18 protein-coding genes are annotated in these 20351 nt (G+C 60.0%); 4 read left to right on the top strand and 14 right to left on the bottom strand.

The annotated features are described in order from the left end of the window. Positions 1-29: 29 nt before the first annotated feature. The 4 genes from ACYZUA_RS14375 to ACYZUA_RS14360 all read right to left on the bottom strand — a co-directional run bounded on the left by ACYZUA_RS14375 (position 30) and on the right by ACYZUA_RS14360 (position 5333). The gene (locus tag ACYZUA_RS14375; protein WP_461963733.1) at positions 30-1103 is read right to left on the bottom strand and encodes a WD40/YVTN/BNR-like repeat-containing protein; all 1074 of its coding nucleotides are present in this window, start codon (positions 1101-1103) and stop codon (positions 30-32) included. A gap of 123 nt (positions 1104-1226) precedes the next feature. Next, a complete protein-coding gene (locus ACYZUA_RS14370; protein WP_461963730.1) occupies positions 1227-2585 on the bottom strand; it encodes a DUF1329 domain-containing protein in 1359 nt (452 codons plus the stop codon). Positions 2586-2626: 41 nt separating this feature from the next. Further along, positions 2627-4639 (bottom strand): DUF1302 domain-containing protein, encoded by a 2013-nt coding sequence (locus ACYZUA_RS14365; protein ID WP_461963728.1) that lies wholly within the window; start codon positions 4637-4639, stop codon positions 2627-2629. 127 nt (positions 4640-4766) lie between these two features. After that, positions 4767-5333 (bottom strand): RBBP9/YdeN family alpha/beta hydrolase, encoded by a 567-nt coding sequence (locus ACYZUA_RS14360; protein ID WP_461963726.1) that lies wholly within the window; start codon positions 5331-5333, stop codon positions 4767-4769. Positions 5334-5687: 354 nt separating this feature from the next. Between ACYZUA_RS14360 and ACYZUA_RS14355 the strand changes: the two genes are divergently transcribed. After that, complete coding sequence (locus ACYZUA_RS14355; protein WP_461963724.1) at positions 5688-6737, top strand: AraC family transcriptional regulator; 1050 nt, start codon at positions 5688-5690, stop codon at positions 6735-6737. 284 nt (positions 6738-7021) lie between these two features. Here the strand turns inward: ACYZUA_RS14355 and ACYZUA_RS14350 are convergent, their stop codons facing one another. From ACYZUA_RS14350 to ACYZUA_RS14315, 8 genes are all read right to left on the bottom strand, one after another. Next, positions 7022-8032 (bottom strand): YeiH family protein, encoded by a 1011-nt coding sequence (locus tag ACYZUA_RS14350; protein ID WP_461963721.1) that lies wholly within the window; start codon positions 8030-8032, stop codon positions 7022-7024. Next, the gene (locus ACYZUA_RS14345) at positions 8029-8355 is read right to left on the bottom strand and encodes a Rieske (2Fe-2S) protein (protein ID WP_461963719.1); all 327 of its coding nucleotides are present in this window, start codon (positions 8353-8355) and stop codon (positions 8029-8031) included. The genes ACYZUA_RS14350 and ACYZUA_RS14345 overlap by 4 nt, the downstream gene beginning before the upstream one ends. Further along, positions 8352-9014, bottom strand: a complete 663-nt coding sequence (locus tag ACYZUA_RS14340; protein ID WP_461963717.1) for a DsbA family oxidoreductase — start codon at positions 9012-9014, stop codon at positions 8352-8354. The genes ACYZUA_RS14345 and ACYZUA_RS14340 overlap by 4 nt, the downstream gene beginning before the upstream one ends. Beyond that, positions 9011-10339 (bottom strand): MFS transporter, encoded by a 1329-nt coding sequence (locus tag ACYZUA_RS14335; RefSeq protein ID WP_461963715.1) that lies wholly within the window; start codon positions 10337-10339, stop codon positions 9011-9013. The genes ACYZUA_RS14340 and ACYZUA_RS14335 overlap by 4 nt, the downstream gene beginning before the upstream one ends. Positions 10340-10430: 91 nt before the next feature. Next, positions 10431-11483: a beta-keto acid cleavage family enzyme gene (locus tag ACYZUA_RS14330; protein WP_461963713.1), complete on the bottom strand. Its 1053-nt coding sequence runs from the start codon at positions 11481-11483 to the stop codon at positions 10431-10433. 87 nt (positions 11484-11570) lie between these two features. Then, entirely contained in the window at positions 11571-12419 is an 849-nt protein-coding gene (locus ACYZUA_RS14325) for a TauD/TfdA dioxygenase family protein (protein ID WP_461963711.1), read from the bottom strand. Between the two features lie 14 nt (positions 12420-12433). Further along, positions 12434-13414, bottom strand: a complete 981-nt coding sequence (locus ACYZUA_RS14320; protein ID WP_046049434.1) for a quinone oxidoreductase family protein — start codon at positions 13412-13414, stop codon at positions 12434-12436. Between the two features lie 877 nt (positions 13415-14291). Beyond that, positions 14292-14693, bottom strand: coding sequence for a YfeK family protein (locus ACYZUA_RS14315; protein WP_461963708.1), 402 nt, complete (start codon positions 14691-14693; stop codon positions 14292-14294). Between the two features lie 517 nt (positions 14694-15210). Between ACYZUA_RS14315 and ACYZUA_RS14310 the strand changes: the two genes are divergently transcribed. Together ACYZUA_RS14310 and ACYZUA_RS14305 are read left to right on the top strand one after the other, a co-directional pair. Continuing rightward, complete coding sequence (locus ACYZUA_RS14310; RefSeq protein ID WP_461963706.1) at positions 15211-15414, top strand: hypothetical protein; 204 nt, start codon at positions 15211-15213, stop codon at positions 15412-15414. Positions 15415-15543: 129 nt separating this feature from the next. Further along, complete coding sequence (locus ACYZUA_RS14305) at positions 15544-16251, top strand: metallophosphoesterase (protein WP_461963704.1); 708 nt, start codon at positions 15544-15546, stop codon at positions 16249-16251. A gap of 96 nt (positions 16252-16347) precedes the next feature. Here the strand turns inward: ACYZUA_RS14305 and ACYZUA_RS14300 are convergent, their stop codons facing one another. Next, positions 16348-16545 (bottom strand): YbdD/YjiX family protein, encoded by a 198-nt coding sequence (locus ACYZUA_RS14300; RefSeq protein WP_007900300.1) that lies wholly within the window; start codon positions 16543-16545, stop codon positions 16348-16350. A 14-nt stretch (positions 16546-16559) separates the two neighbouring features. Further along, positions 16560-18617 carry a carbon starvation CstA family protein gene (locus ACYZUA_RS14295; RefSeq protein WP_461963701.1) on the bottom strand — a complete coding sequence of 686 codons (2058 nt, stop codon included), beginning with the start codon at positions 18615-18617 and terminating at the stop codon, positions 16560-16562. 349 nt (positions 18618-18966) lie between these two features. Between ACYZUA_RS14295 and ACYZUA_RS14290 the strand changes: the two genes are divergently transcribed. Further along, positions 18967-20334: a cache domain-containing protein gene (locus ACYZUA_RS14290; RefSeq protein WP_461963699.1), complete on the top strand. Its 1368-nt coding sequence runs from the start codon at positions 18967-18969 to the stop codon at positions 20332-20334. The last annotated feature ends 17 nt before the right edge of the window (positions 20335-20351 follow it).

Below are 20351 nucleotides of genomic sequence, written 5' to 3'. Positions count from 1 at the left end.
CTGGGTTCTCGCTCTAAGGGTTCGAGGGCTTATTCAACGGCCAGCGTCCGTACACCACGGCTGCCAACTACCACCAGTGCACCGTCGGCGGACTGAGTGGCGCCGGTCACCGGTGTCGGTGCCCGTTGCGGAACCAGATGCAATTGCGCGCCTGCGCCCTGGCTGACCAGCATCTGCCCGCCCTGGGTGAACAAGCGGTAATCGCCCTGCGCATCGACAATGCCGGCGGTGATGCTGACGTGCAGGCCATTCTTCAGTGGGGTCCAACTGAAACCGCCATCGGTGCTGCGCAGCACATTGCCGCGCAAGCCGTAGACGAGCGCTTCGCCAGGCTTGCCGAGCACACCGAAAAAACTGCCTTGATAGGGTGTCTGCACAGCGGCGAAGCGCTGTTGGGCGTCATCCCATTTCAGCAACAGGCCCTGCTCGCCAGCGATGTACAGCGCATCGCCGGTGGAGGCGATAGCGTTGAGGTGAAAGCCCTGCGGGTTGTCGGTGCGGTCCTGAAACGGGATCCAGCTCTGGCCGCCATCCTCGGTGCGCAGGATCAGGTTAAACACCCCGATCACATAGCCGAGGTGCTCGTTGGCGAACCAGACATCGAGCAAGGGTTTGTCGGCGCCCTGCGCCACCAGGCGCTCACCTTCGGCGACCAGCAGCGGCCATTGTTCGTTGCCAGGTTCTGCATGGGCCAACGCCTGGTAATGTTTGACCAGCAAGGCCCCGATCTCGCGGCCGTCCAGTTGCTTGCGCCAGGTCGCACCCGCATCGTTGCTGTGCAACACCACACCGTCGCCGCCCACCGCCCAGCCTTGGGTGGCGGAAGGAAAACTCACGGCATTGAGGTCGGCACTGACTGGCACCGCGGCCTGCTGCCAGTGCTTGCCGGAATCATCGGAAAACAGAATATGGCCTCGCTGGCCGACGGCGATCACACGCTCACCGGCGCGGGCCATGCCGGACAACGGACTGTTGATGGCCAAGGCGCTGACCTTGGCGGGCAGGTCCAGCACATCGACGTAATCGGCCGCGTGGGTGACGCCCTGCAACAGGCCGAGCACAACGCCAAACGCCACCTGCAAATAATTCTTGTACGAACACATACCGCGTCCTCTTCGGAAAACCGCGCCGGGACACACATCCGTGTGTCTGACGTTGAAACCTGACGCCCGCTCGCTCCCACCGCCTCGTGAGCAGTGAGTCGAGCGGGCGTTGTTGCGGTTGGCTCAGCGAATACCGGCGCCGGCCAGGGATTCCGACGACCATTGCGCCTTGGAAAGCGGATCGATGTACTTGATGCCGCCGTAAGGCCCGACCACGCCGTTGATGTTGTAGGAACCACCCACCAGGTCGTAGATCATGAAGGGCGTGGAATCCGGGATCTGCTTGTCGTAGCTCTGGCTGAGGAACGCGAAGGAACCGCGATAGAGCTGACCACGGGCGTCGTATTGGTCAGAGGCCAGAGCGGTCCAGCTGTCTTCATCGAGGTAGAAGCGGCGCTTCTGATAGATGTGTCGAGCGCCGGCCTTGAGGTTGCCTTCCACCACCCAGACACGGTGTTTTTCCCAACGCACGTAGTCGGGAGCCAGGTGATTAGCGGTGGTCAGCGACTTGGGGTCCTGGGCGTAAGTCAGCTTGTAGGTGTTGTAGGGCACGATCATTTCCTGCTTGCCCACCAGCTTCCAGTCGTAGCGATCCAGTGCACCGTTGAACACGAAAACATCGTCGTAGGTGCCCGCACCGGCGGTGCCGGGGTTAGGCGTGTCGTACGCCAGGTTCGGTGCCAGCTTGACCCGCCGCTGGCCCGGCAGGTATTGCCAGGCGCGGCGCGGTTGCTGCAGCGGGTTGGCGGCGTCCTTGAGCATCACCGCTTCACCGGCCCGGCGCGCAGGGCCGGTATAGGACAGCTTCATTTGGTAGTACACGTCGGCGCTGCTGATCGGCTGCGCGAGGTTTTCGTAGATCGGATAGGAAATGAACGCCTGGCCGGTGGTCGCCAGGCTCGGCACGCCGGCGGAGTCGACGTTCCAGGAGTCATACTTGGAATTGATGCTCACGCCTTGATAGCGCAGCAGGAAGTTCCACATCGCTTCGTTGCCCGACTGCGGGATCGGGAATGGCACGCCCGGCAGCACGTTATCGATGGCCAAACCGCCTTCGAGGGACTTGGCGCCGCTGGCATTTTTCACGCCGTTATCGAGGATGGCTTTTGGCAGCGAAACGGTGCGGTGGGTCGGGTAGACATTGACGTGGAAGCTCGGGAAACGTTTGGCCAGTTCCGCCGTGGTTGCACTGAGCAAACCCTTGTACTGATCGACGTTTTTGCCGTCGATCACCAGCAATGGTTTTTCGTTGACGAAGGGATCCGGACGCATGCTGTCACCGGATTTGAAACTGGCCGGCGGCGTCGTCAGGCCACCGTCATAAGCGGGGATGGAGCCATCAGCGTTCCCGGCCTTTTCGGCGCCCACCAGGGTCAGGCTGCTGCCCAATTTGGCAGCGTCCTGGGTTGAAACAGCGGCCTGTGCCTGGGCGGCAAGGACCATGGCCAGCGAAGCGGCCAACACGGTTTTGGCGAATTTCATCTTGTTATTCTCCTGCTTGCATTGAGCAAATCAGTGGTGAATCAAAAAGTGGTTTTCATCGTCAGGTATACGGCGCCACGGTCCTCAGTCGTAGCGCCACCACCGGAGAAGGCTGAGTAGCCACCGGCGTAACAGGCGTAGTTTTCATTGCCGCTAAAGGCATTGGGTGTGGAGCCGTCGCCGCTGCCGGCATTGGCCGCGCCGGTGCTCAGACCGCTGGCGTCGCACTTGTCGGTCTTGCCGAAGGAGTCCACGTACTTCAGATCAACGAAGTATTTGTTGTACACAACGACGCCGAGGCCGATGGCGTAGTTACCGGTGTCTTTGGCACCGCCACCGGACACCGGTGAGACGCCGTCGAGACCGACGTTGATGGACATCGGTGCGTTGAGGTCGACACCGGGAAACACCTGGTACCAGGTCGGCGTGAAATTGACCGCGATGCCCCAGTTGTCCCGGGTCGGCTGGTCGATGCCGCGATAGGTGTCCTTGCCCTTGTAGAGCGCCTCGTTCTTGCTATCGAGCTTGAGCAGATTGCTGTAATACAGCTCGCCCAGCAGGGTTGCCGAATCGAACACAGGCGTTTTAGCAATGGTCATCAGACCGTTGAGCGTCCAGTGCAAGGTGTCGCCGGTGGCGGCCATGCTGTCGCCCTTCTCCGGGGTGTCATAAACCACACCGGTGGCAGCCGTACGCGCCGGCAACAGGCCAAGACCCGCGCCCAGACCCAGCGGACTGTTCGTGCTGACAACCGCCGGAATACTGGCCAGCGGCATGTTGTGACGAATGTTGAGGTCCGAACCCACGCTGATCCCGCCCACATCCTTGGACAGGCTCAGGCCAACGATCTTGATGTTGTCGGCATAGGCCATCTGATAGGTGGCGGTGCTCAGCGAGTTGAGCGTGTTGACCACCGCAGGCACTTGCCCTGCCGGCCGGGTGCCGTTGGGGTTGGCCGAACTCAGGCCTCTGGCATCCAGCCACGCTTGCGGCAGGATTTCCGAAGTTTCGCGGTAGTACACGCCGAGGGTGCCATCCAGCCAGGCCGGCGACCACTTGGCCATAACACCCCAGTCACCGCGGTTGTCCGGTGTCAGGTCATGACCGCGACGCACATTGGTCAAGCCATTGCAGGGCGCCAGACCACAACCCAGCGGACTGCCCGGCACCACGCCATTGGTGTTGCCCAGCAGGAACGACTGCGCACCGAAACCGACCAGGTCGGAACCACCGTAATAAGTGCCTGCTTCCGGCAGGCGCGCGGCGTCCCAATCGAGAAAATACTGAGCACCCACGGTCAGTTCGGGATTGACCGTGAATGACATCGACAACTGATTACGCGGAACGAACAGTTCCTTCGCTTCAGTGCCCGGCGAGGCGGCCAGTTTGGCCAGGTCCAGGCCGGATTGGCCGTAACTGTTCGAGTGCACCGGGTTGAGAATGGTCTCGCCCCAGAACACGTTGTGCTGTCCGGCCTTGACGCTCAGCAGCGACTCCTCGCCCACTTCGGTGCTGTAGAACACGAAGGCATCGAGGATTTCGCCGGACGGACCGGTGTAGTAACGCTGGGCGTAGTTGCTCAGGTGCGGACTGCCGTTGCCGACATTGTCGCCGGTGACCCCGGCCAGGCGCGGATCGTTGGCGACCAGACCCGACCTTGCGTCGTTGCCGTTGACGAACGGGTTGGAATTGGAACCGGTGTTCTCGTAGGCCTTGTCGTACCAACTGGCGGCGCTGACACGAAAACCCATGTGGTTCTGGTAGACCACATCCATCTCGGTCAACAGGTCGACACGGTTGGTGATGTTGGTTCCGGCCTTGCGGAAGTTGTAGTCGCCGTCGTTGTTGTTCGGCGTTGCCAGCATGCGTTTGTCGGCGCTTTCGGTGCGTACGCCGTAGTTGTACTTCACGGTGTTATCAAGGCGCACGGTCCAGTCCGGGTTACCTGTGTCGAGCTCGACCGCCTGTGCGACCGGCACGACCGCTGCCAGTATGGCCGAGGCCAGCAAGGTGTAACGCGAGGGTGCGAACCCGTGACTCTTATTGTTGTGCATTGCGTTGTCTCCGCCTTTTTGTATTTGTTTTAAGCGCAGCCGCCCTCGCGCAACCCCTTGTTCCAGGGGTTTACGTTTTCAGGAGTAAGGGCAATAGCCGGATGGCGCGGGCCAACCGGCGCCTGAACTAGCGGTCCAGCTCGAGGATGAGTGCTTCGGCGTGTGGCCAGCGCCCATACCCGGCAGCAGGATTGAGATGACCGACGTCGCCGAGATTGAGCAGTTCGCTGCCCCAGCCTTCGGCCATGCGCGTGGCGGCATCCAGGCTGGCGAGGTGGTCGTTGGTACTGGCGGCCACCAGACTGCGGAACGGCAACCGGCCTTTGGGTAGAGGGTCCCAACCCTGGGTACGCAAGGTTTCAGCGGAGGGGTAGCCCTGCGGCCATTGGGCATCAAGGTCCGGCGGAGCGGCCAGCAGCGCGCCTTTGATCGGCCGACTGTGCCGCGCAGCCCAGTGCGCAACCATCAGCACACCGGCGCTGTGAGCGACCAGAATCACCGGCCCGTCGATCTGTTCCAATTCATGCTGAATCGCTTCGACCCGCTTGGCGCAATCGAGTTTGTCGGTGTCCAGCGGCGGCACACTGCGCACCTTGCACAGCCGGGCTTCAAGCAACGTTTGCCAATGCTCGGCAACGTGCTCGCGCAGGCCCGGTACGATCAGAACGGTTGCGGCAGTTTGCAGTTTGTCCACTTCAACACCTTCGCTTTCTCGATGACTCGACTGGCTCTATCGCCAGGGGCTTTTTGTAGGACTGACATTAAAGAGCGCTCGCCCGAGGTGCTTTTCATTGGACGTCAGGCACTTTTCTTTTCATGACAAATTTCCAAGTGTTGGCGCACAGCGACCACTGGTCGAATATCCCTGCAGGTTCTCTACAGCTCACTGTAATCAATGGGTGAACGTCGATTGCTCCACAACAGCGGTGTGATTTTGGACAGCATTGGGCGAACGCCCTCGACAACGTCACAACTGTTCAATTGTTGATGTGCTGGATATAGTCGCCACGCAAATTTGAATCGCAACCGGCCCAGGAAAGACCTTCGCATGCCCAAGCTTGTTCGCGCCGCCGTCTTGACCAACTACCTGGAGGTCACTCAGTACCTGGGGTTCAACCCGCACGATGTACTGGCCGGCGTCGGCTTGAGCAAAGCCAAGCTGCAAGCCCCTGAACACCGCATTCCCATCGATGCCGCCGTGCGTCTGCTGGAGGACTCTGCCGCCGCCAGTGGCTGCCAGAGCTTCGGCCTGAGCATGGCCGAGTCGCGCCAGCTCTCGGACTTCGGCGTGGTCAGTTTGCTGCTCAGCCACCAGCGTACGTTGCGTGATACGTTGCAAGTATTGGTGCACTACCGTCATCTGATGAACGATTCGCTGGCCCTGTTCATCGAGGAGGCAGGCAAGATGGTGATCATTCGCGAAGAGGTGGTCACCGAATCGCCGATGCCCTGCCGACAAGCCAATGAACTGGCCATCGGCGTGATGTTCCGCCTGTGCGCCGCCCTGCTCGGCGCACACTGGCATCCCTACAGTGTCAACTTCACGCACCAGCCTCCCGACAACCTGCAACTGCATCGCCGTCTGTTCGGCTGCAAACTGGAGTTCGGCAGCGAGTTCAATGGCATTGTCTGTCCCAATGCCAGCCTCGACATGACCAACCCCCATGCCGACCCGGCCATGGCGCGCTACGCCCAGAGCTACCTCGACTCGCTGCTCAACCACGAAGGCCCTTCGATACTGTTCGAGGTGCGCAAAGCCATCTACCTGTTGTTGCCGATGGGACGCGCCACCATCGAGCAGATCGCCCAGACCCAGGGCATGAACGTTCGGACCCTGCAACGACGCCTCAAAGACGACGGCTGCGCCTTCAACGACCTGATCAACGACGTCCGCCGTGACCTGGTGTTGCGCTACCTGGAAAACCCGAATTACTCGTTAGGCCGGATCGCTGACATGCTCGGCTACTCCATGGCGAGCTCCTTCACACGCTGGTTCATCACCCAATTCGGCATGCCGCCGGCGGCTTGGCGCAGCGCGCAAAAACAACCCAAGGCGCCCAGCGAGCCGAGCACCCTGCCCGGCTCCTCGACCCCCTGAATCAACTGAAAGGGACGCAAAAAAAACGGCGACTGCTGGTACAGTCGCCGCAAAAAAACCGGTGTCTGTGACACCGGCCGAGGAGTCAACGCAGTGCGGCCCTTAGTAGCAGCTGTCGAGCCTGCGAGGCTGCGTTCGGCTGCGAAGCAGTCGTGAATCCGGCTGACGCGGTTTGTCTGATGCACCGCAGGTTCTGATTTTACGACTGCTTCGCAGCCGGACGCAGCCTCGCAGGCTCGACAGCTGCTACAGCGTTACGTCGCAGCCAGTATTCGTGACCGGGCTTAGAGACCCCAATGCAGCAACAACAGCACCAGCACGACGAGGAACACCGTCTCCCCCACCATCAGCAGGATCGGCTTGATGCCCACCGCGGCCAACTCCTTGAGCTGGGTCTTCATGCCCAGGGCGCTGATGGAAACCACCAGGCACCAGCGCGACAATTCATTGACCGATCCCTGCACCACCGGGGCTACCCAGCCCGTGCTGTTGATACAGGCCAGAATCAGAAACCCGACGGCGAACCAAGGCAGCAGCGGCGGTCGTTTACCGGTCGGGTCGGCGCCCTGCATGCGGGTAATCATGGCAGCGCAGACGATCACCGGCAGCAGCATGGCGACCCGCATCAGCTTGACCACCGTGGCCGTATCGCCGGTCTCGGTCGACATGCTGTAACCGGCACCGACGACCTGGGCGACATCGTGGATGGTCGCCCCCAGGAACACGCCCGCCACTTGTGGTGACAACGACAGCCAGTTGGCAATCATCGGGTACACGATCATCGCCAGGGTCGACAGCGCCGACACCCCGATCACCGTGAATAACGTTGCGCGCTCTTTCTGCGGATGATTGGGCAATGCCGCCGCCAGCGCCAACGCCGCCGACGCACCACAAATCGCGGTGGCGCCACCGGTGAGCATGCCGAACAAACGCTGGAATCCCATGGCCTTGGCCGCGATCACCGAGACACCGATGGTCACCACCACCACAATCACCACCAGCGCCACAGGCTTCCAGCCCAGCGCCACCATCTGTTCAAGGGTGATACGCATACCCAGCAGCGCCACACCAATACGCAACACGGTGCGTGCGGTGAACTCGATGCCGGCCTTGCAGGCGCCGTCACCGGCCAGGAAGTTCAGCGCCATTCCCAGCAACAAAGCGAACAGCATCACCGGCGCACCGTAGTGTTCGGACAGAAACGACGCAGCGGCTGCAACGATCAGACTGACGACAAAACCCGGCGCCAATTCGCGCGTTCGGCTGTGGATACGGGTGAGAGCGATGGCGCTCATGGCGCGGCCTCCTCGGGAACGATGACGATGAACGCCTGGCCGTCGATGATCTCGACCGGGTAGTTGGCGACTTTGACAGCAGTGGAATTGAGCAAGTAGCCGCTACGCAGATCGAAGCGCAGGCCATGGGCACAACACTGAATCACCCGCCCCTCAAGGCGCCCGCCACACAGCGAGGCGCCCTGGTGCGGGCAACTGTCGTCGATGGCAAACACGTCACCTTCGACGTTGAATAACGCCAGGCTTTTGTCATCGAATTCGAACAGTGCACGACCGCCCGCCTGCGGGAGTTTTCCGGCAGGCACGGGGATACGCCGGCTCATGCCGGTTGCCGCTCGTTATCACTTTCTTTCAGTGCCTGGCTCATGGCCCCGAGCAGCGCCTGAGCTGGTTGCGCACCGATCACCGTCATGCGGCGGTCGAACTGAAAGCTCGGCACGCCACTGGTCGCACCGGGGAAGCCTTCAAATGGCGTGGCGTCGCCCTTCAGGCAATCGAGCACCACGTCCGTATCGACGCCGCAGGAGCGGGCAATGGTGAGCAAAGTCTCGCGGCACCCCAGGTTTTCGCGTTTGCGGAAATAAGCGGCAAACAGCCGTTCGAGCAACATTTCACGCTGAGTAGCATTGCCCAGTTCGCTGACTCGTTCGAACAAACGGTGGGCGTCCGCGGTGTTGGGCATCGTCTCGATGTGGCTGAGGTCGATGGTCAGTCCAACCGCCGCGGCTGCCTGCTGTACCTTAGCCTGGCGCATGGTCATAGCATCGGCATTGCCCAGACGTTTGCGGTAGAAATCGGCGAAGGGCTCACCTTGTACCGGCAACTGAGGCAGCAACTGCACGCCATGCCACACCGTGGTGATCTGCACATCCGGGTGGCGACTGCGAAACTGTACCTGCGCATGCTCCAGTTGACGCTTGCCGATCAGGCACCAAGGGCAGATGAAATCGAAGAACACATCAATACGTAAACGACCACTCACAACTTCACCTCTAACACCGCTTTGCTCATCGAATCGTGGACTTGCTCGCCCTTAAGCCGAGCAATGTCCTTGTGGTAATGACACTTGGCATAAAAGAACACGACCGCTGCCGCGATGCTGACCAGCGGCACCCACTGAAAGGCGGCCTGCAAGCCAATGAGGTCAGACACCTTGCCGGTGATGAATGGCCCCGGCGCCAGCCCCAGCATGTTGTTGGCCAAGGTCAGCGTGGCGAAAGCCGTGCCGTGGACCGAGTAATGGGTCAGGTTGGCAACCATCGCGCCGCAAGGGCCGGTCGTGCCGGCGGCAATCAACATGCCGAGACAGATCAGCAGCAATTGCACAGGCCCTGCCGGCAGGGCGAATGCCGCCGACAACAGCAGGCAACTGCCCAGGCAATAGGCGATGGCCAAAGCGACTTTGCGCTCCGGCGAATGGCGCGACAGTCGATCGCTGAGCATGCCGCACAGGATCATTCCCGCACCGCTGCACAGCACGATGATCGCAGCGACGCCGCCTGCCTTGTCCGTGGCCATGTCGTAATAACGATTGAGGTAACTGGGCATCCATACGATCACGGTGCCGACGACGAACAGTTGCAAGCCACTGCCGATGTAGGCAGCGATCACCGAGCGGCTGGAAAACAGCGTACGCAACGGGCGCTTGACCGCTGCCGCAGTTTTGTTCGCAATCTGAGCGGCACGTTGCGGCGCAATGCGCGCTTCCTTGACGATGAGCGGATACAACACCGCCAGCACCAGGCCAAACAGCGCCATGCCGGCGAACGACCAGCGCCAGCCAAGCTTGGCGGCGATTGCACCGCCCAGCGCCATCCCCAATACCGAACCGAACATGCCCCCCGCCATGAAGGCACTCGCCAGCGTTGCACGCAGGTGTTTGGGAAACACCGAAATCACCACCGCGATGCCGACGCTGCCGTACGCCGCTTCGCCGACGCCGACCATGAATCGTGCGATGAACATCTGCTGATAGTCCTGCGCCAACGCGCAGCCCAGCGTTGCCAGACTCCACAGCAAGGCCATCAGCGCCAGGCTCTTGACCCGGCCGAAGCGATCCGCCAGCAATGACAGGGGAATTGTCAGCAGCCCCACCATCAGGGCGACAATGCCACTGAGCAGGCCGAGCTGGCCGTCGCTCAAGGCCCATTCGCCCTTGAGCATCGGGAACACTGCGTTCAGCACCTGGCGCGACATGTAATCGGAAATCAACAACCCGAACGTCAGTGCGAAGACGATCCAGGCATACGGGCGCGCAACACCGACAGCACAGTCGTCATCGTCTGCGGCGATTGGGTGAAAGGCCATGCAGCCTCCTCAAAGCTTTGTTTTATTGTTGTTATCAAGCGTGTTGCAGTGCAGCGAGCGGGCGGTCATTGACCCCCGCATCGTCTGCCGATCAGCCGCGTTGCGGCACACCTTTCTGCCCCGCCTTGCGATTGGGGGCCATACCGTTGGCCAGCAGCGTTTCTTCGATGCTCTGGTACTGCACGCCGATGCGGTAGATCTCACGCGCTTCTTTGCCGTTGGCGATTTCGCGACCCAGTTCATGAGCGATGCGCACGGTCTGCTTGATCTGCGCAACCGAGCCGAAACGATCGCCCTTGTGATCAATGATAGTGTCTTCATTGCCCACACGCGGGTGCATACCCATGGCCATCGACATGGTGTTGAACGGCATGACGTTCTTGAGCAGCGACTCGGAGGTCAGGGTGCAACCGTCTGGCGCGCGGTGGATGAAATTGAAGAAGTTGAACGGATTGGGGCCATCGAAACCGCCACCGATACCGATCCAGGTCAGGTTCAACGGGCCCTTGTAGACGCCCCTGCGCACCAGACGCTCGAGGGTTTCCATCGCGTGCATGCCAGTCAGCTGGAAGTGCGGCTGGATGCCGTTGTCCATCAGACGCTTGAGGTGTTCGGCGACCCAGGCCGGGCCCGCCGGTACGGTCATTTCGCTGTAGGCGGCCTGATACAGGGGATTGGCCAGGGACGTGCCTTCCAGGTATTGCGGATACAGCAGTTCCATGATGTTCATCTGGGTGGTGTTGATCGCCACCGTGACCTGATCCGGTTTTGGCGTCAGCTCGGCCAGCATGTGGCGCGTATCGTCAGAGAGCCACTTGGCGGCTTCGCCATCGCTTTCCGGCGCGAAAGAAATCGAGCCACCGACCTGGATGATCATGTCCGGCACCGCTTCACGCACGCCGGCGATCAATTCGTTGAACTTGGACAGGCGCTTGGAGCCCTTGCCGTCCAGTTCACGCACATGCAGGTGCAGAACCGTGGCACCGGCCTCATAACACTCGACCGCTTTTTGCACCTGTTCGTCCATGGTCAGCGGGATGTCTTCGGGAAAGTCTTCCGGCATCCATTCCGGGCCGTACGGGGCCACGGTGATGACCACCTTTTCCATGTTTTCCGGGTGCAGGGAATCGTCGAAGAATTGCATGAGTTACTCCTGTTTTTATGATTGTCGCGCCCACCCGGGATCGTGCCGGGCAGACGTCTTTACGAGTGCGAATGCAGAAGGGGTCGATCAGTAAGTCTTGTCGCCGATGATTCCGGCACGGTCCATCTTGCGATGGCACGGCGGGTAATCCATGACGGCGTAATGCTGGGTGCTGCGGTTGTCCCAGATGGCGATGCTGTTGGGCTTCCAGCGCCAGCGCACTTGATACTCGGGGATGTAGGCCTGGCTGATCAGGTAGCGCAGCAACTCGCTCGCGCCCGGGTTGGCGTCCTGGCCGAAGCGTACCCGCTCGGGGGTGTGGTAATTGCTCAAGTGCGTCGTGAAGGCGTTGACGAACAGCACCTTTTCCCCGGTTTCCGGGTGGGTACGCACCACCGGGTGCTCGGCATCCGGGAATCTCTCCCTGAGTGCCAGGCGTTTTTCGATCGGCATGGCCGCACCGAAGCTGGCCTCGATACTGTGGCGGGCGCGCAGGTCGGCAATCTTCACCTTCACGTCTTCCGGCAAGCGCGCGTAGGCCTCGACCATGTTGGCCCACATGGTGTCGCCGCCCACCGGCGGGCACTCCACGCAGCGCAGCACGCAGCCCATCGGCGGCGCCTCGCGCCAGGTCGCGTCGGTGTGCCACGCATTCTCGTAGCGGTCCATCGGTTGGTCCGGGTTCTTGTAGATGCGCACCAGCCCTGGATGATCCGGATCACTGCCGGCCACCGGATGATCTTCCAACTCACCAAAGCGGCGAGCGAAGGCCACGTGCTCGGCGCGAGTGATGTCCTGATCACGCAGGAACACCACCCGATGCGTGAGCAGCTGAGCACGAATCTCGGCAAAAAGACCGTCGTCATGCACCGCATCGGCGAGGTTGACGCCGATCAGTTCGGCGCCAATGCTGCAGGTCAATTGTTCGACTTTCATGGCAGACGACTCCCTTAAATGACGAAAATCGACGAGCCCGTGGTCTTGCGTGATTCCAGGTCGCGATGGGCCTGCACGGCATCCTGCAAAGCGTAGTGCTGGTTAATCTCGATCTTGATCCGACCGCTGCCGACATGGTCGAACAACTCGCCCGCCAACGCGGCTTTTTCCGCCGGGTCGGCGATGTAATCGGCCAGGGCCGGACGGGTCATGAACAGCGAGCCTTTCATCGCCAGCATCACCGGGTCAAAGGCCGGGATCGGACCGGATGCCGTCCCGACGCACACCATCAGGCCACGGCGCTTGAGCGAATCCAGCGAACCCATGAAGGTGTTTTTGCCGACGCTGTCGAACACCACGTTGACACCGACGCCGTCCGTCAACTCGCGAACGCGCTGGGCGACGTCTTCATGGCTGTAGTTGATGACATGCTCGCAGCCATGGGCACGAGCGATTTCACCCTTGGCCTCGGTGGACACGGTGCCGATGACGTTCAGCCCGAGCAGTTTGGCCCACTGCGAAACGATCAGGCCCACACCACCCGCGGCGGCGTGCAGCAAAATGCTGTCGCCGGCCTTGAAATCGTAAATGCGCCGCATCAGGTACGACGACGTCAGGCCACGCATGGTCATGGCTGCGGCGGTCTCGAAACTGATGGTTTCCGGCAGTTTGATCAGCGGCGCGGCCGGGATCAGGCGTTCGGTGCTGTAGGCGCCCAGAGTGTTGAGAAAACCGGTGTAGGTGACGCGATCACCCACGCGGACATTGGTAACTCCCTCGCCGATGGCCTGGACCACACCGGAGGCTTCAACCCCCATGCCATTGGGCATCGGGATCGGGTAAGTGCCATTGCGAAAGTAGGTGTCGGCATAGTTCAGGCCGACCGCCACATGACGAAGTCGAACCTGGCCTGGACCGGGATCGCCAACTTCGACCTCCTCATAACGAAGGACTTCGGGACCACCGGTTTCGTAGAAGCGTACGGCTTTAGCCATTTTTTCTTATTCTCCAATCTGCAAGATGGGCGTGCTGCGTCGAATTGCGCTGATTGGACTGTAGGACGCCGTCTAGAGAGTCGCTTCTCATCAGACGACAATGGCTTTTCATTTCATGACAATTAGCTGTCTGTATGAATCCCGGAAATGAGAAAGCCCGGCGAGTTGGGCCTGATGCTGTTCCTTAAGGTTGGGGGACATATCCGTTTTTGCGGTCACGGCGGCTATCGGTTTCGCTTTTACAGCGAGTCACTTTGGAAAAGCCCCAAAGTAACCAAAGGGCTCTTGCCCCTGTCGTTCGGTGCCTCGCTTAGGCTCGGCATGCCCTCGCTCCGGTCCTGCTCCGTGGGCCCGCCGCCATCGGCCATCCATGGCCGGGGGCGGCTAACCCGGCATCCATGCCGGGTTGCCCACTGCGCAGAACCTCCACTCGGCCTCTCGAGGGCGCGGTGCATCAAGATCAAAAGCTGCAGGCGAGCTAACGCTCGGCCTGTTGAGTGGTGAGGAGCGTGCGTACACCCCCCCCCCCGGTAGGAGCTGTCGAGTGAAACGAGGCTGCGATCTTTTGATCTGCTGTGGCTGTGGCTTTTGATTTTGATCTACTGCCCCGTTCCCAGAGGCCGAACGCAGGTATTGCGCAGGGGGCACCGCGGCAAGGATGCCGCGGTAGCCGCCCCCGGCCATGGATGGCCGATGGCGGCGGGCCCCCGGAGCAATGCCGGAGTGAGGGCATGCCGAGCCTAAGCGAGGCACCGAATGGAGGGGCAAAGCGTTTTGCTTCCTTTTGGGCGTCTGCAAAAGGGAGTCGCTGTAAAAGCGAAACCGCCAGTCGCCATCACCACAGAAACGGATATGAACCCTGGTTTCGGGGATAGGCTCAATGCCGCTGGCGTTGCCTCTGTAGCTCTGTCTTCAGCCAAGTGCTAGTCGGCTGGACGCCCGCGGAGCAACGCACTTCATAGGCTTTGCCATTCATGCTGCTTTTAGTGGCAGCGAGATCGATGAAGTCTTCTGCGCTGCTCACCAGGTTCTTGCCTTCGAGATAATTCAGCTTCTTTTCGAGATGTGCCCGAGCCTGGGGCCCAGGGTACTCACTGCCGTTGCGCACGAACTTGCACTCACTGCGCTCCACAAAATCCAGCAAGCCCTTTATCTCCTGATTCGCTTGTGGCGAAGTTTGAGCCAGAGCACCGCCCGCCACTGCAAAAAGGCCGATAGAAGCAGTGATCAGCCATTGGCGGAAAATGGGCCGAGTCACCGCTACTTTCAAAATCCTCATGGTTCTTCCTTGTCCAAAAAAGGGTAACTGTAGCGTGGCGTCACCCGAGCAACCAGCAGAACGCTGTGCGAGGTGGTTCGTTCGAAAGGTCTGTAGAAGAGAAAGGGGATCAATGAGCCCAATGCCTCTGTGCGCGAGCAGTTGGCCAAAGTCGCAGTTACTTATCCCTGTATCGGCATCAGACTCATTGATCATTGCCCAGCTCAATGTTGGGCGATTTCCATCTAACAGAATGGAGATGCATTGGCGCGTCATTTAGCGGCCATGCACTATTTTTTTAACAAAACAACTTCTGCACGTCTAATCACCTTTTTCCCCGGCCTTATAGGCTCCGGAAATATCGGCACCACCATTCGTCGCATCAAAAACGCTGCGCGATTTTTTTGACTATTACTGGCTTAAGGTTTGCAGAAGACGCTCGTAGCAGTCCCAGAACGACGTAATTCTGACGCGACTGCACTTTAATTAACGCTTAGGACGCCAGCGATGCGCTTGGTCAGTCACCGGGAGATGTAACGTGTCAACTCTCAACGAAATCGCAGCGAACCACGCGAGAATGGCTAAGGCTCTTGTCGAAGAGTCGACCGGGCTGAGTGAGCGCCACACCCAGATTGTGGATAGTTTCGAAGTTCCATCGATGGATGCGCAACACATGCCTCTGCACCTTATCGCCGGAGTGCAGGACAACCATTTCGGGCAAACAACGGCCTACTTGCTCTGACGGTGTTGGATCCGGGCAGCCGTTGGGCAGGCGGAAAAGATCTGCCTGCCGGCGCGGCAAGGTCGAATACCACTTATTGGCCTAAACTCAGCTGACTAGCCCGTTGGGGAGCTGCGGAGTGGCATTCCCATGCTCGAAAATTTAGAGATGTCGCGCGTCAAGCGCTTCGCCGCAAACGTTGCCGGCCGAGATTTCGCAGTCGGTGACATTCATGGCCATTTCACTCGGTTGCAGGATGCTCTGGATGCAGTCGGGTTCAACCACTTGGTAGATCGCCTGTTCAGTGTTGGCGATCTGATTGACCGTGGGCCCGAGTGCCTTGATGCGCTCGATTGGCTGGACAAGCCATGGTTTCACCCGGTGCGAGGCAACCATGACGACTACGTGGTGTGCTTCGATACCTGCGATGTCGACAGCTGGATCGACAACGGCGGCTCATGGTTCGTGGACCTGCCGCTGTTCGAAAAGCAAGCATTCGCGGCGCAGTTCGCCAAGCTCCCTATCGCAATCGAAGTCGAAACAGCCTACGGCTTGATTGGCATCGTGCACGCCGATTGTCCGTTTCCATCATGGCAGCAACTGCGAAAGGAACTCGAGTCGCCGGAAAGCAACAGGCGTCTGCAGGAGGTGCAGCACTACTGCATGTGGTCACGAAGGCGGATCGATCAGCAGGAGACACATGGCGTTGAAGGCCTGCGCGCACTGGTCGTAGGGCATACGCCGCTTTATATGCCCGTCAGCCTTGGCAATGTGATTCACATCGATACGGGTGGCTGGAGGCCGGACCGTGGTTATTTCACCCTGCTGGATCTCGAAACGCTCGAAACCATCCCCTGACTCAACACGGATTAGCCAACGCCATGCACAAAGAAACCCGGCCTCATCAGCCGGGTTCTTTATTAGCTATTCAGGTGGCATCACTGCCGCCGACCATCAACAGCACTTCGGCCCAGCCTTGCTTCCGTAACGAGCTTCCTGGCGTTCCCGGAAGAACACCTCATAACTCATTACCGGTTTGTCCGGATGCTTGGTTTGCATGTGCTCGACGTAGGTGTCGTAGTCGGGCATGCCGACCATCAGGCGCGCGGCCTGACCGAGGTATTTACCGAGGCGACTCAGGTCATTGAACATGCTGCACTCCTCGATCAAGCGTCCGGCAGTGCCTGGAATGGCGCTTCTTTATCCGTACGTTCCTTGGTGCCCCAGGCGGCGATACCGACCTTGAGTGCAAAGAACAGGATGCTGAAGACCACCAGCAAGAACAGCGCGGTCAGCGTTGCGTTGGTGTACGCGTTGTAGATCACGTGCTGCATCTGATCGATGCTCTTTGCCGGGGCGAGGATCTGACCGTTGGCCAAGGCATCGCTGTACTTCTTGGCCAGGGCCAGGAAACCGATCGCCGGGTTGGCATCGAACAGCTTGATGAAGCCTGCGGTGGTGGTGCAGATCAGCAGCCACACGGCGGGCAGCATGGTGACCCAGACGTAGCGCTGGCGTTTCATTTTGATCAGCACAACGGTCGCCAGCATCAGCGCGATACCGGCCAGCATCTGGTTGGAGATACCGAACAGCGGCCACAAGGTGTTGATACCGCCCAGCGGATCGATCACGCCCTGGTACAGCAGATAACCCCACATCGCCACGCAACCGGCGGTTGCGATCAGGTTGGCGGTCCAGGATTCGGTGCGTTTCAGCGCCGGCACGAAGGAACCGAGCAAGTCCTGCAACATGAAGCGTCCGGCACGGGTACCGGCATCGACCGCGGTCAGGATGAACAGCGCTTCGAACAGGATCGCGAAGTGGTACCAGAACGCCATGGTGTTTTCACCCGGCATAAGCTGGTGCAGGATCTGCGCGATACCGACTGCCAGAGTCGGCGCACCGCCGGCACGGGCCAGGATGGTGGTTTCACCGATGTCCTTGGCCACCGCTTGCAGCGCTTCCGGGGTAATCGCAAAGCCCCAACTGCTGACGGTCTGAGCCACCGAAACAGCGTCAGAGCCGACAAGCGCCGCCGGGCTGTTCATGGCGAAGTAAACGCCTGGCTCGATCACCGACGCAGCAACCATCGCCATGATGGCGACGAAGGATTCCATCAGCATGCCGCCGTAACCGATGTAACGGGCATGGCCTTCACTGGCCAACAACTTCGGCGTAGTACCGGAAGCAATCAGCGCGTGGAAACCGGAGACCGCGCCACAGGCGATGGTGATGAACAGGAACGGGAACAGACCGCCCTTCCACACCGGCCCGGTGCCGTCGATAAACTGGGTCAGCGCCGGCATTTTCAGCTCAGGCATGGTGATCAGGATGCCGATCGCCAAGGCCACGATGGTGCCGATTTTCAGGAACGTCGACAGGTAATCCCGCGGCGCCAGAATCAGCCACACCGGCAATACAGCGGCGACAAAACCATAGCCGATCAACATCCAGGTGATCTGGACCCCGGTGAAGGTAAAGGCCTTGGCCCAGACCGGATCAGCGGCAATCTGCCCACCCAACCAGATCGAACCCAGCAGCAACGCCACGCCGATCACCGAGATTTCACCGATGCGACCCGGGCGGATGTAGCGCATGTAAATGCCCATGAACATCGCGATCGGGATGGTCGCCATCACCGTGAACATACCCCACGGGCTTTCGGCCAGGGCTTTTACCACGATCAGCGCCAGCACCGCGAGGATGATGATCATGATCAGGAAGCAGCCAAACAGCGCGATGGTCCCGGGGATACGGCCCATTTCTTCACGAACCATGTCGCCGAGGGAACGGCCGTTGCGGCGGGTGGACATGAACAGGACCATGAAGTCCTGAACGGCACCGGCCAGCACCACGCCGGCAATCAGCCACAGCGTGCCGGGCAAATAACCCATCTGCGCCGCCAGAACCGGACCGACCAGCGGCCCCGCGCCAGCAATGGCTGCGAAGTGGTGACCGAAAAGTACGTGTTTGTTGGTCGGCACGTAGTCCAGACCATCGTTGTTAACGACAGCTGGCGTGGCACGATTGGGGTCGAGTTGCATCACCTTGGTGGCGATGAACAGGCTGTAGTAGCGGTATGCGACGAGATAGATAGCGACTGCTGCGACTACGATCCAGAGTGCGTTGATCGCTTCGCCGCGGCGCAGGGCCACGACACTTAGCGCAAACGCTCCCAGGACAGCCACGGCAAACCAGGCGAGGTGTTTAGCCAGACGGGGCATAGCGTGTCTCCTGCCGACAGCCAGTGGACTGCGGCGGTAATTTTTATAATTGTGTCCGCTGTGCGGAGCTGGCCCAATATCCCCGCATGCCGTCTACAAATAAATCCGCGTTACTACGTACGTCGCGCCTACGTAGTTCTACGTAGATGACGCCGCTCCCACAGGGGAATGGTGTACACCTACGAGTAATTGGTCGGCTGTCAGGCCGCCTTCGCGAGCAAGCTCAGCTCCTACAGACTGACTGACAAGCCAGCCACAGGTCATTCCGTCCAGCACCGCTACTGGACGCGCGTATCTTTGGCATATGATGCCGGGCCTTAGCCTCCCCTCGGTCCGGTCAGGAGCCAAGATGCAGCTCAAACACAAAATCGTCGCGCTCGGGATTCTGCCGCTGGTATTGGCCATCGCCGTCATCTGCGCGCTGGTGATTTCCATGAACCGGCAACTGGGTGAACAACAGGCGCAACTGATCGAAGACAGCATTCTGGCGAGCAAGCGCGCAGAGCTTAAGAACTACGTCGAAATGGCGCAAAGCCTGATCGAGCCGCTGTACGACGACGGCCACGGTGACGAACACGCACAGCAAAAAGTGCTGGAAGAACTGCGCAAGCTCAGCTTTGGCATCAATGGCTACTTCTTCGTCTACGACCACGAGGGTCGCAGCCTGATGCACGCGCGCCAGTCCGAGCTGGTGGGCAAATACCTGTGGGACATGAAGGACCCTCACGGTTTGCCGGTGATCCAGGCGTTGCTCAAAAGTGCGCAATCGGGCGAGGGTTTTCAACGCTACGCCTGGAACAAACCCTCTTCCGGCCAAGTGACGGACAAGCTTGCCTATGTGGTAATGCTGGATCGTTGGGGCTGGATGCTCGGCACTGGTATCTACCTTGAAGACGTTGAGCGCGCAACCCAACAGGCGCGTGATGAAGTGGCTCAAGGCATTCGTAAAACCATGCTGGCGATTGCCGCGGTGGCCCTCGTGGCGGTGCTGTTTGTCTTCGCCAGCGGCATGACGCTGAACGTCAGCGAGCATCGTCTGGCCGACAAAAAACTTCAGCGCCTGACTCAGCGTATCGTCAGCTTGCAAGAAGAAGAGCGATCACGGGTTTCCCGTGAACTGCACGACGGCATCAGCCAGCTACTGGTCTCCATCAAGTTTCAGTTCGAACTGGCCAGCCATCTGCTCGAGAATGGGCAAGCACACGACAAGGGTTTAAGCACGCTGAGAGACGCCACGGAACGCCTGGGGGAAGCGATTGGCGAGGTTCGCAGCCTCTCCCACGACCTGCGTTCCTCGCTGCTCGACACCTTGGGGCTGCCCGCTGCGATCGGTCAACTCGCCGCAGAATTCGAGCAACGCAGCGGCCTGGTGGTGACCTATAACGACAACGAATTCGGTTGTCACTTGGTCGATGGCGCAGCGGTCTCGCTGTTTCGCATCGTGCAAGAAGGCCTGACTAATATTGAACGACATGCCCAGGCTAAAAACGTCTCCATTACCCTGCATGGGTCCGAAGATTCCATACGGTTGACGGTGGTCGATGACGGTATCGGTTTCAACGTCGCCCAGGTCGAACGTCGTCATGCGGGCATTGGCTTGCGTAATATCCGTGAGCGTGTCGAGCATTTTGGTGGACGATTCGACCTGATCTCGATGCCGGGACGAAGTGAGCTGGACGTTTGGCTGCCAATGAAAATGCCCGCTACAACACGCTGACTCGCACCCCTGACAAC

This window comes from Pseudomonas sp. LS2P72, from assembly GCF_054897865.1.
Note: the sequence above shows the minus strand (reverse complement) of the source record. Positions and strands in the feature narration are given on the sequence as shown.